This window comes from Companilactobacillus paralimentarius DSM 13238 = JCM 10415 (genome assembly GCF_001434985.1).
GTDB lineage: Bacteria > Bacillota > Bacilli > Lactobacillales > Lactobacillaceae > Companilactobacillus > Companilactobacillus paralimentarius.
Genome location: NZ_AZES01000072.1, coordinates 1 through 12,458 on the forward strand (window position 1 = coordinate 1; position 12,458 = coordinate 12,458).

At 33.9% G+C, this 12,458-nt stretch carries 9 protein-coding genes; 3 read left to right on the forward strand and 6 right to left on the reverse strand.

Annotation, left to right across the window (positions count from 1 at the left end):
- Nucleotides 1-268: 268 nt before the first annotated feature.
- The 5 genes from FD33_RS06785 to FD33_RS06805 all read right to left on the reverse strand — a co-directional run bounded on the left by FD33_RS06785 (nt 269) and on the right by FD33_RS06805 (nt 7,092).
- On the reverse strand, nt 269-1,792 hold the full coding sequence (locus tag FD33_RS06785; RefSeq protein WP_025086042.1) for a glycoside hydrolase family 1 protein: 1,524 nt from the start codon (nt 1,790-1,792) through the stop codon (nt 269-271).
- Nucleotides 1,793-1,803: 11 nt separating this feature from the next.
- Nucleotides 1,804-3,669: a PTS beta-glucoside transporter subunit IIBCA gene (locus FD33_RS06790; RefSeq protein WP_025086043.1), complete on the reverse strand. Its 1,866-nt coding sequence runs from the start codon at nt 3,667-3,669 to the stop codon at nt 1,804-1,806.
- A gap of 1 nt (nt 3,670) precedes the next feature.
- Complete coding sequence (gene licT, locus FD33_RS06795; RefSeq protein ID WP_025086044.1) at nt 3,671-4,522, reverse strand: BglG family transcription antiterminator LicT; 852 nt, start codon at nt 4,520-4,522, stop codon at nt 3,671-3,673.
- A gap of 248 nt (nt 4,523-4,770) precedes the next feature.
- Nucleotides 4,771-6,855, reverse strand: a complete 2,085-nt coding sequence (locus FD33_RS06800) for an ATP-dependent Clp protease ATP-binding subunit (RefSeq protein ID WP_025086045.1) — start codon at nt 6,853-6,855, stop codon at nt 4,771-4,773.
- Between the two features lie 15 nt (nt 6,856-6,870).
- Entirely contained in the window at nt 6,871-7,092 is a 222-nt protein-coding gene (locus FD33_RS06805; RefSeq protein WP_025086046.1) for a hypothetical protein, read from the reverse strand.
- Between the two features lie 166 nt (nt 7,093-7,258).
- On the opposite strand from FD33_RS06805, the gene FD33_RS06810 reads away from it, so the two are divergent.
- From FD33_RS06810 to FD33_RS06820, 3 genes are all read left to right on the forward strand, one after another.
- Entirely contained in the window at nt 7,259-8,977 is a 1,719-nt protein-coding gene (locus FD33_RS06810) for a DUF6792 domain-containing protein (protein ID WP_056955863.1), read from the forward strand.
- A 467-nt stretch (nt 8,978-9,444) separates the two neighbouring features.
- Nucleotides 9,445-10,848, forward strand: a complete 1,404-nt coding sequence (gene brnQ / locus FD33_RS06815; protein ID WP_034544540.1) for a branched-chain amino acid transport system II carrier protein — start codon at nt 9,445-9,447, stop codon at nt 10,846-10,848.
- A gap of 1 nt (nt 10,849) precedes the next feature.
- Nucleotides 10,850-11,332 carry a GNAT family N-acetyltransferase gene (locus FD33_RS06820; protein WP_034544539.1) on the forward strand — a complete coding sequence of 161 codons (483 nt, stop codon included), beginning with the start codon at nt 10,850-10,852 and terminating at the stop codon, nt 11,330-11,332.
- Nucleotides 11,333-11,572: 240 nt separating this feature from the next.
- On the opposite strand, the gene FD33_RS06825 is transcribed toward FD33_RS06820, so the two are convergent.
- Nucleotides 11,573-12,244, reverse strand: a complete 672-nt coding sequence (locus FD33_RS06825) for a helix-turn-helix domain-containing protein (RefSeq protein ID WP_025086372.1) — start codon at nt 12,242-12,244, stop codon at nt 11,573-11,575.
- Nucleotides 12,245-12,458 lie beyond the last annotated feature (214 nt).

Genomic DNA, 12,458 nt, shown 5'->3' on the forward strand with positions numbered 1-12,458 from the left:
TAAACGCGGTTCTGAATGTCTCTTAAAACCTGTCTCAAATATTGACTTCAATCCAAGACATAGAATTTAAGCTCAACAATATGCCTAGAAAGTTATTGAACTATAAAACGCCACAAGAACTCTTTGCTAGTTCCTGTGGCGCTTAAAGACATATTTATAAACTTCAAATACTGATATCACTTGGATTCAATTTATTTTGTCCAAGTGGCTAACTTGTTATTGAAATTTTCGAAATCGTTACGACTTTAATTTCGTAACGATTTTTTTACTATCTAATTTTCAATGAAACTTCTTCTACACTAACATTTGTAGTTTTAAAAAAAGAAAACGGTATCTCACTTCCAAACGACAATAATTTCTTATACCAATAGAAACTATCTTTTTTATATCTCTTATAACTTCCATTACCCTCATCATCTAAATCAACATATATTAATCCATATCTTTTAGATATCTGATTCGAAGATGCAGAAATCATGTCAGTCGTTCCCCAAATACAATATCCCATCAGTTCAATTCCATCCTGAGTTAATGAAATCAACATTTGCTTGATATGTTTACTGAGATAATCTATTCGATAATCATCATGTACACTTCCATCCGATGCCAGCTCATCTACCGCTCCCAAACCATTTTCTACAATAAACAATGGCTTTTGATATCTATCGTACAAATCAATCAGTGATAACCTCAAACCTATCGGGTCAATTTGCCATCCCCAATCACTTTCAGGCAAATATTTGTTATAAACTCCCATTGTTCTGTTAGCTTTTGTTACTTTTAATCCTGTAACATCATACGCTGTGCAAACCGAAGAATAATAACTAAACGCGACAAAGTCTGCAGATCCTTTCTTCAAATCTTCTTCATCTGTTGATTCCATTTTTAAGCGAATGTTCTTTTCTTCTAATTGTTTCAAAAGAAAATTTGGATACTTTCCTCTAACTTGAATATCACTAAAAGCATAAACATCTCTCATCACTTTAGAGGCCTGAAGTACATTTTGTGGATCACTATTGTATGGATAAACCATAGTTCTAGTTACCATACATCCAACCTTCATGTTTGGATAATTATTATGGCAATACTGAACTACCCTTGCGGCGGCCACAAATTGGTGGTGCATAGACTGATAAATAACGTTACTGAAATTTTTATTTTGGAAACGATCCTCTACCAATCCTGCAGATGAAAATGGATGTCTAATTATACTATCGATTTCATTAATTGGAATCCAATACTTTACGTATTCGTGCAAATAATCAATCACAGTATCCGCAAATTTTTCAAAAAAGCTAATCAACTTACGATCATACCAAGCATCATAGTTCAAAACTAAATTTAATGGCATCTCGTAATGAGACAATGTTACTACTGGTTCAATATCATATTTAGCTAATTCTTTGACTAAGTTTAAGTAATAATCTAATCCCGCTTTATTAGGTTTAGAATCATCTCCATTAGGAAATATTCGAGACCAGGCTATAGAAAATCTATAAGTATTGATTCCTGTTTCTGCCAATTGTCGAATATCCTCACGATAATTATGATAAAAATCAACACCATGTCGCTTAGCCCATCCCTTTGTTGAATTATCTCGAAGGGCTCTTTTTATTTCCTCACTATCCATAGAATTTACGGATTTATAATCCCTTATATCAATTTGAGGACGATATCTAAGACAATCGGCGATAGACATACCTTTTCCATCCTCATTCCAACCACCTTCTACTTGATTGGCGGCAGTCGCAACTCCCCAAAGAAAATTTGTATTCGTATGATAATATTTCATAAAGACCTCCATTATGCCAGCATTAATAGATCATTACTGATTGTTACTTTATTTTTTGACTCTGGTATAGGTAATACTTCCAAGAAATCTTTACTATTTAGTACAATAACCATTACCGTTGGATCATAGCCTGCGTCTTTTATACCATCTATATCGAATTCCAATAATTCCTGTCCTGCATGAAATTCTTCCCCTTTATTTACTAAAGTCTTAAAATATTTTCCTTTCAACTCGACAGTATCAATTCCAATATGAATTAATAGATCTGCATCATTGCTTAAATGAACTCCAATAGCGTGACTAGTTTCAAATACAGCGGATACCACTCCATTCGTTGGTGCAAATACTTTACCTTCACTCGGAATAATTGCAATTCCTTTACCCATAATGCCACTAGAAAATGTCTCATCATTCACTTGACTCAATGGAATTGCTTTACCCATAACTGGACTTTTAATTGTATGTTTTTCTGTAATCATTTTATCAGCTTTATCTTTTTTCACCTTTGCATCTTTATCGCTAACAGGATCCTCAAATCCAATTAACCATGTGGCGATAAATGTGGCTACACTCGAAATAGTAATGGTCGCAACAGCTAAAAGAACGTAATTCTCGGTTTTTGATACCCACATTGGTAAGCTTAATAATCCTGGAGTTACATAGACAAAAGCTTTCATTTTCATAAGTCCTGCAAATAAACCAGCAACCGCACCACCAATCATAGCTCCATACATTGGTTTTTTAAGCTTCAAATTGACACCAAACATTGCTGGTTCAGTAATACCACCCAAATAGGCTGTAACACTTGATGATAATGCTAATCCTCTAAGTTGTTTATTCTTTGTCTTCAATCCAACGGCTAATGAAGCAGCCGCTTGTGACATATTTGAACATAAGGCAACGACTCTGATGATTGGATCAAACCCTTGAGTTGCAACTAATTGAATACTAATTGGACTCAATGCCTTATGAATTCCAATTGATACCAACCATGGGTACAATGCAGCCAAAACGGGAATAGCAACGAATCCAGCATTGTTGTATAAGAACATGCTTACATTTGCAATACCAACTGAAATCAAATTAGCAATAGGTCCGATAACAAGAAAAGTAAGTGGTGCCGTTATAAGCATAATTAGCATCGGTTCAGCGAACACCTTAATCATGCCCGGTGTTATCTTCTTAACAAATTTTTCTATGTAAGACATAATCCAAACCGAAAGAATAGCGGGAATCAATGTTGCTGAATAAGAAACCAAGTTAACTGGCATTCCTAAAAATTGAACAGGTTTTCCAGCTGCTACTAGAGCTACCCAATTAGGATTTACAGTTACCAAACCTATGAATGCTCCTAAAAATTGATTTGTTTTGAATATTTTTGCTGCAGAAAAACCAATAAATGCTGGCATAAAATAATATCCAGTATCAAAAATTAAATTCAGCATAATATAAGTTTGACTTTTTTCTGACAAGAGACCTGATAATGTTAAAACTAATAACAATACTTTTCCCATACCAGCACCAGCCAATAACGGAATGGCTGGTGCAATTGAACCTGTTATAGTGCCTATAATTTTATCAAATAAATTACGATCGTCTTTAGAGTTATCAAAATTGTCTGAATCGTCGTCTAAATCTAACATATCTGCTAGCTCGTTATAGACATCTTCTACATTATTACCAATAACTAACTGATATTGACCTGCTTTTTTAACTAGTTGTAAAATACCTGGTATATTTCTTACTTTTTCATCATCTGCTTTAGATTCATTTTTTAAAACGAAACGTAATCTAGTAGCACAATGAACAACCGATTTTATGTTATTCTTTCCACCAACACCTTGAATAATTTCTTTATTCATAGCTTCATATTCCATTTTAATTCTCCTCTGAATTTTCTGTGATTCTTGCAATGTGAATAGTCATATATAATAAATCCTCATTATTAAGTTCATAATTATAAGTTTGTTTAATAAACTCTTTTATCTTCAAAGAACACTCATAAGCTTCAATCCTTTTCCCCTTAATTATCTTCAACATATCATTACTCAAATCACCAATAGACTTCTTTTCATTTTTGTACATCATATATTGCCAAAAAAATTTAAGATGCGTTACAAAACGGTTATAATCAAGTGATTCTTTATCTACATCAATAGACATTTGATATGTAACAATGCTGGTCACTTTCTTTATAAATTTAATAACTTCCCTGAAATCATCGAGTCTATTCCCAAGCTCACCACTGATAATATGAATTGCAATAAATCCTGCCTCATCTTCTGGTAATTTTACTTGGCATTCTTGTTCAATCAGTTTTATTGCCCACATTCCCAAATCATATTCTTTAGGGTAGTAACTACGTATTTCCCATAAAAATTGGTTAGTTAAAAATAAGCCTTCTTTAGCTCTATCAACACTTGAGGAAATATGATCAGTTAAGGCTATATAAACGCTATCCGTTAACCTTATTTTGCTATCTTGATTAGCTTTATCAACGATCCTTTTAGCTATTTGAAAGAAACTAACCGGAATATCATTAATCATATCCAAAATGAGCTTGCGATCACCTTTACTCACCGGTTCAAAGGTTTTATAAATTTTATTTTCATCGATCTCATCATTAAAATGTTTTCCGTAAGCAATAGCCTTTCCAATAACAATAATTTCTTGGTGATTCTCATTTCGAGTAATAAAGGCATTATTATTTAAAATCTTTTTTATTCTCATTCCATCACCCCTTTTAATAAAATTCCATAAAAAAAGCCCACCTAACCCTATATAAAGGTTAAGTGGGTTTTGTGTAGCTCATGTACATTACTATAACAATCCCAGTTGATTACTATTGATTTCAAGTAAAATGATAGCGCTTTAATTAAGGCGTGTCAATGTTACTTTAAAAATAAATTTCAACATTAATTTACTAATCTACACAAAAAAAATTACCGTTACAACGTTCGTAACGGTAATTTTTTATATTATTTAACTTCAGAAATTTTAATAGTTCCATCAACTAGATCGGCTTGTAAACTCTTTACATCAAGATGATCGAGGTAGTATTCAGCAACTTTATCTCTAATCTGTTGTTCAATAACACGACGTAATGGTCTTGCACCCATGGCTTCATCGTAACCTTCATCGATCAACCATTCCTTAGCTTCAGGAGTAATCTTCAAAGTGATATTCTTCTTAGCCAAGTTGGTATTCACATCATCAATCATTAAATCAACGATTTGATTTAAATCTTCTTTGGATAGATGAGTAAATTCAACGATACCATTGAATCTATTCAAGAATTCGGGTTTGAAGTATGGTGCTAATTTATCCATTAACTTCTTATCTTTATCAGTATTATCACTGAATCCAGCATTAGAAGTTGCAATGATGATTGTATTCTTGAAATCAACTACGTTTCCTTGACCGTCAGTTAAACGACCGTCATCCATTACTTGTAGAAGCAATGTTAAAACTTGTGGATTAGCTTTTTCAATTTCATCTAGTAATACGATGGAATATGGATTACGACGTACTTTTTCAGTCAAAGTATTGCCGTTATCTTCATAACCTACATAACCAGCAGATGTACCAATCAATTTAGATACAGCGGTTAAATCAGAATACTCACTCATATCCAAACGGACAATGGCATTCTTATTACCAAACATATCTTTAGCCAACTGTTTTACTAGCTCAGTCTTACCAACACCAGTAGGTCCAACAAATAAGAAACTACCAATTGGACGATTTCCATCATCAAAACCAGCACGGTTACGACGAATGGCACGTACGACCATATCTACAGCTTCATCTTGTCCAATGACTTTGCCTTTTAATCTCTTACCCATTCCCTTTAAGTGCTCAATATCATTGGCACCCATTTGAGAAACAGGAACACCGGTTAATCTTTGAACTGATTCTGCAATATCGTTAACTTTTGCTACTGGCTCATCAGAATGTTCGTCACCCTTATCGAGTTTAGCCTGAAGATCTTCAATTTGTTTCTTCAAACTAGCAGCCTTCTCATAATCTTCCTTTTTAGCTGCTTCTTCCTTATCTTTTTCAGCTTGTTTCAATGATTTTTCCAAACTTACTTTATCAGTAACTGGATTTTTAGCTGCCAAATGAGCAGCAGTCATATCAATCAAATCAATTGCCTTATCAGGTAAGGATCTTTGAGGAATATATTGAACTGAATAATCTACAGCAGCCTTTAAAACCTCATCTGGTAATTTGACATGATGATGATTTTCGTAGGCTTTACGCAATCCCTTCAAGATAGCCAATGTTGCTTCTTTACTTGGTTCGTTGATTGTTACGTCATTGAATCTTCTTGCTAAAGCAGCGTCTTTCATGATCGTATTACGATATTCATCTTGTGTGGTTGCACCAATAATAGAAATCTCTCCACGGCTCAAGGCTGGCTTGATAATATCAGCTAAACCTTTACTACCAGAATCGGAACCAGAAGATCCAGCACCGATAATTTGATGAATTTCATCGAAGAATAAGACCACATTGCCTGCTTTTTTAACTTCTTTTAGCAAGTTTTGAATATTTTCTTCGAATGAACCACGATACTGTGTTCCAGCTTCAAGAGATGATAAATCAATCGAAATGATCTGTTTATCCTTGATTGCTTCAGGTACGTCACCTTTTACAATAGCTTGTGCTAAACCTTCAACTACCGCAGTCTTACCAACACCTGCATCACCAACTAAAATTGGATTATTCTTAGTTCTACGACTTAAAACTTCTGCTGTTTCTTGAATCTCTTTGTCACGACCAATAACTGGATCAAGAAGTCCTTGTTGAGCTTCCTTAGTTAAATTACGGCCGAGTTTTTCTAAAATGGTACCTTTTTTGTTTTTACTATTATCACTAATTGGAATATTTTGTCCTATAGTTCTTGCCTCTTGATATTTTGCTAATTCTTCTGGAGTCAACTCATGACCATTCACATAATACTTAGCTTGTGAATTGCCGTTTTGTTGATTCATCAGTCTATTAAATATTTCGTCCATATTATCGTTAAATGGATCGTCGTCCCAAAATGATCTTGCCATATATATAAAGCCTCCTCACTTCAGATAATGCAACTCCAATTCACGCAGAACTCTCCACATTTCCGTATCCTGCGCTTTGGCAATTGCCTCTATATCGCGCAAATTGAGCGGTGTGGCGGAAGATTGTTTCTTATTAAAGGATTTATGCAAAGTCGTGTAACCATACCCACTTTTCTTTGAAATTACATAAATTGTTAAATGATTATCTTCTAAGTATGATTTAATATCTATTCGCATATCCTCAACCTCCACAACTATATTATAGCACGTTTGTGACATAGCACAAGTCTGAAGTACTACAAATGTGAAATAATTTTAAAAATAAAATCATTTTTGACCAAAAGGTTCTCAATTCCTTATATATCAACAATTTGTTAGAATAAGAGTAACGAGAGGTGATTTAATGAAAGAACTATTAAGTACTCTAAACCGATTAAATCATGTTTATGAACAAATTGATTTACTTAATTTCCGTGCTCACAAGGACTTACCTTTAACTTTCAATAAAGCTGATAGCAAGCAACTTTTGCCCAAAAACAAACGTCTTCAATTTAGTTATTCTTACTTAAATAAAGAAAAAACACGTCTGACCAATCTACTTTTAAATCAAGTAATTGATTTACGTGTTCCCGAATTTTCTTTAAATAAAACGATTCATCCCCAACTAATTGATAAAGCTTTAAAACTTAAAAATATTGATGAAAATCACAGTAAGCAAAAATTAAAACGCCCTTCTAGAGATAGAAAAATCAACAAACTCAAACAACTGATAGACAAAATTGAAGATGAAAATCTCAATCTCTGCCATGGTTACTTGAATCAAATCTACGTAATTCTCTTAATTCACCACCTCTTACCAATTGAATTACGCAAAGAACCTTATCAAGCTGGCGAATTATTGCATGATAACGATTTTCGAACAAAGTTGCTTCAATTTGATTACGACCGTTATCTCTACGAGGAATTTAAGCCTGAAAATTACTTACGTTTTCTTATTTATACGCGAGTGCATCGAATGCCAGATTATGTAAAATCTTATGATGCGCGTGAGATTATTCCCGAAGCAGCTGAATGTGGTTTCTCCGGAATCGCTTTTGAAATTTCTATCGACGGATTAAAAGAATGTTACGTTACTTTCAAGGGAACTGAGGTCAATGTCGATTATACGGTCAGTTCTCGTAGTAAACGTTTTGAAAAAGCTGTTCTGGAAACTTATAAAGACTGGGATTACAATGTCAACGCCATTTTAGTTGGTAGCGACAAGAATCTCAGCCAACTCAATGTTGCTCGTGATTTTATGCGTTATATTGAGGACAATATTGCTTCACAAACTTTGATTTACGGCTTAGGACATTCTTTAGGCGGACATTTTGTGCAAACTTTGCAACTAATGGATTACTGCTTTGATGCCGGCTACACACTCAATTCTGCACCAGTTAATTTAAAACTGATTCAACATGTTAAGCCAACTCTTTTCTCCGATGATGTTTGGAAAAAATTATTTGCACTAACAGATGATAATGACAACGTAAAATTTATCACTCCTGAATTACGTCGACAAATTAACCGGCTTTTGCCACATGATTACTCACAAATTATTAACGAAGTTTTTGAACAGGACATGACGCAAGTCTTCTATGAACTCCCATTTACTATCTGGATCGGTCAAAAATGGGAATACAATTTAAGCAACTGGAAATATCCATTCAAGAACCATCCTAGAGCCTATTTAAATAGTGGTGAAGTTCACGCTTATCAAAAGTTTTTTGAACAACTCTTTGCTTATCTATCCAGCTCTAATACAAGTCGTCAAGTCTTGCGTAACAGTGTCAGTTTTATTCGCTTGAGAACTAGAATTCTGCGTAATAACATTAATGATCCACAAACTGCTAAATATTTTTTTGATTATTCTAATTATCTTTATCAATCTGGAGCCTTTAATGATCAACCACAAAAAATTGGACAAGAATTTATTGAACAAAACAATTCTGTCATCAAGGGTTCGTTACGTGAATGGCCTTTTCTGAAGAGTATAAATACCGATATGTTCAAGTTAGCGACCTACTTTCACGTTATAGATGGTGCCAAACATTTCTTAAATCGCACGCCCAATAAATTATAATAATTATAATAAAATTAGAAAAATACTTGATATTCAAATTATGAATGCCTATAATACAGTCATTAAACGTTGAAGAAAAAAGTAGGAATCCTGAATTCGCTAAGTGAGTCACGTTAAGTGCAAAGTGACCGTAACAGGAATTTCGAAAATCATTTCTGAGTTCGAGGCCGAAATGTAGGTTTTCGTGGTTGCCACCATTATCAGGCTAGCGGATGATTGTCCGTTAAGTGAGTGAGTATTCTTTGAATACCCAAAAAGGTGGTACCGTTCTATTTGAGCCCTTTTCCTTAGTTGGAGAAGGGTTCTTTTTTTATAGTCTCTTAGTGGCTTTGCCACTTTAGAGACTGTTATGGGGGCATCTAAAGATGCCCGTATTCCTTGCTTTTACTGATTTTAAACATTTAAAGGCAACCCAGAAAACCTTCATTTCAGACCATCTATATTATTCAAAAAGGAGCGTGTATCATATGCAAGATGATTTTAATTATAATTTTTCAGGGGAAACTAAACCTAAACATAAGGTTTGGCATCTGTTAATTGTTAGCTCATTGATCTTCGGAATGTTCTTCGGATCGGGTAATTTAATTTTCCCAATTCACTTGGGACAACTTTCTGGTAATAACTGGTTTCCAGCGGCTTTAGGATTTGCTGTTTCCGGCTCATTATTTCCATTACTAGCCATTTTAGCAGTCGTCGTTACCAAGAGTGATGGCCTCTATGATTTGGCTCGCCCAGTTGGTAAATATTATGCTGCTATCTTTTTAGTTCTTGTTCATTTAACAATTGGACCATTCTTTGGAACACCAAGGACTGCTGCTATGGCCTATGAAATGGCGGCCAAACCCTTCTTACCTGCAAAATTCAATACTGTCGGTATGTTCCTATTCACCGCTCTCTTCTTTGGGTTAGCTTATATTTTAACGGTACATCAAAGTCAATTATTAAAGTACGTTGGAAAGTATCTCAATACTATCTTTTTAATTTTGTTGGCAATCATTTTTGTTGTGGCCTTTCTAAAACCTATGGGTGGTTTGAACCATATGCCAACCTCAGCTTATCAAACTAATCCTTCAGTCAATGGTTTACTCGAAGGTTACAATACTATCGATGCCGTTGCTCTATTAGCCTTAAGCGTCACCTTCGTTCATGCAGTCAGAGGTCTAGGTTACAAAGATAAAGAAATGTCTCGTTTAACTGCCAAAGCTGGTTCTCTAAGTATCAGTTTAGAAATTTTAGTTTATTTCGGTTTAGTATTGTTAGGTGCCTTTAGTTTAAACAAAATGAAATTGTCAGCTAATGGTGGGGATGCTCTCTCAAGTATTGTCAGCTATTATTTCGGTAACTTTGGAACAGCTTTTCTCGGTGTTTTAGTTACTTTGGGAGTTTTCACCACAGCTATGGGATTGGTTGCTTCATTCTCACAAGATTTTCACAAATTATTCCCTAAAGTTAGTTATCTAGAATGGTTGCGAGTTACAACTTTTCTATCATTTATTGTCGCTAACGCTGGACTCGATAACATCATTGCTTGGTCATTGCCAGTGTTGATGCTTCTATATCCTTTGTCACTGGCTTTGATTCTAACTTCTTTAACTGTCCATGCTAAACCTTATGCCGGTGTGGTATACAAAATGACCATCGCATTCACAATTCTACCCGCTATCTTCGATATGTTAAATGCCTCACCCGCAGCTGTCACTAACCTAACTTTTGTCAAATTAGCTTTAAGATATTATCATCAATATATTCCGTTAGCAAATCTAGGATTAGGTTGGGTTACATTAACATTGGCCGGATTCGTACTAGGTTTAGTTGTTGGAAAATTGAGTAACTTCGCAAGCGTTAATACTACCGTTGAAAGTCGAGATTAAAATGAATTTTGAAATAGTCAAAACCAATCAACAAACTGATTTTAAAGCCATTCAAGAACTCTATTATCAAACTTGGAATTACGCTTATATCGGTATAGTTCCACAATCATTTTTGGACCACTTAACAACCGATATCTGGCATCCTGAAAAACGTATCAACAATACTTTAATCGCTACCGTTGCTGGAAAAATAGTCGGCATCTGTACTTATGGACCGGCACGCCGTAAAAATTATGTTGGCTACGGGGAAATCTATTCACTTTATGTCTTACCTGAATTTCAACATCAAGGCATTGGTCAAAAACTTTTCCAATCTGCTCTAAATATTTTACAGAATGACTTCAATAAATTTTATCTAATCGTTTTGAAAGATAATCTGATTGCTCAAGCGTTTTATGAAATGTTTGGATTCACACCTACTGATGAGGAATTAGTTGAACATACTACTTATGGAGATTTAGATGAAATAATTTTTACAAAATAAAAGCGACCTCTATTAAGAGATTCAAGTAAAGAATATATCTTGAATACTCAATGGAGGGCGTTTTTTTGATTTAAGGTTTCTATATTCGTAGATTAAAAACACTAAAATACCAGATAATACTAGAACTAAGGGACCAAGTAGTAAAAAATTGTGAACCCTCATTAGTTGGTATTTAGTTACAATCAAGTTTAAGAAAGAACTAATTTAAACTTCATATTGATTCCTTTTTAAATTAATTACCTATTTGTTTTCTTCCTGATAATTATTTTTACGATACATTAATGGAGATATTCCAACTTTTCTTTTAAATTGTTTGGAAAAATCATTCAAATCATAGAATTTCAATTTTTCAGCAATTTTTTGAACCGAATCATCGGTCTCTCTCAATAATTTCTGTGCTGTACTGATCTTCTTAGCACTAATAAATTCACTTATTGACATGTTCATTTCAGCTTTGAAATCTCTTTGCGCTCTAGCTGGATTACAATACTGATTAGCGTGAATCAAAACATCCTTTACGGTTACTTTATGATAAATATTGGTATTAACATAATAAATGATATCTAATGTTGGCTCTAAACGACTTGAAAAGGATAAATTATGATACTTCTGTTGTAGTTCCAAAAACGGATAAATCTCAACATGATTTTGAATACCCTCATGCGCCAAATCATCCACAAAACTGTGGATTTGAGAAATTATTTGAGTTATAGATAAATGCCTCATTAAGTCAGCATTTCTTTTAACGTTTTCCTTTATAAACTTAAATCCATCTATTAAGTCACCTCGACGATAATATCGAAGAAAATCTCTTTGAATGTATCCTAGCAATATAATTGCCTTTTTTTCAGGTGTCTGGTGAACATACGATTTAAGATGATCTAAATATCGTGTGTAAAACAAATCATCCATCGTCGCAATCCCCTTCCATTAATTGTAATTATATTTTACAAATTTACCGTAGCTTAAGCCAGAATCAAACCTACAATCAAGCCAAAAGTGTCTGCAAAAGTAAATTATACCGAGCTAGAATTGTTGTGTAACATTTTTAGTATCAAATAGAAAAAAATAATTGGCGAATTTTATAATCAAGTTAGCCACTTTCAATAAAAGCTCAAAATAAAAA

What these genes read in the sequence shown, in the direction of transcription:
- FD33_RS06805 (WP_025086046.1), bottom strand. Translation starts at nt 7,092, where the DNA reads ATGCGAATAGATATTAAATCATACTTAGAAGATAATCATTTAACAATT.
- FD33_RS06785 (WP_025086042.1), bottom strand. Translation starts at nt 1,792, where the DNA reads ATGAAATATTATCATACGAATACAAATTTTCTTTGGGGAGTTGCGACT.
- FD33_RS06820 (WP_034544539.1), top strand. Translation starts at nt 10,850, where the DNA reads ATGAATTTTGAAATAGTCAAAACCAATCAACAAACTGATTTTAAAGCC.
- FD33_RS06790 (WP_025086043.1), bottom strand. Translation starts at nt 3,669, where the DNA reads ATGGAATATGAAGCTATGAATAAAGAAATTATTCAAGGTGTTGGTGGA.
- FD33_RS06800 (WP_025086045.1), bottom strand. Translation starts at nt 6,855, where the DNA reads ATGGCAAGATCATTTTGGGACGACGATCCATTTAACGATAATATGGAC.
- brnQ (WP_034544540.1), top strand. Translation starts at nt 9,445, where the DNA reads ATGCAAGATGATTTTAATTATAATTTTTCAGGGGAAACTAAACCTAAA.
- FD33_RS06825 (WP_025086372.1), bottom strand. Translation starts at nt 12,244, where the DNA reads ATGGATGATTTGTTTTACACACGATATTTAGATCATCTTAAATCGTAT.
- licT (WP_025086044.1), bottom strand. Translation starts at nt 4,522, where the DNA reads ATGAGAATAAAAAAGATTTTAAATAATAATGCCTTTATTACTCGAAAT.
- FD33_RS06810 (WP_056955863.1), top strand. Translation starts at nt 7,259, where the DNA reads ATGAAAGAACTATTAAGTACTCTAAACCGATTAAATCATGTTTATGAA.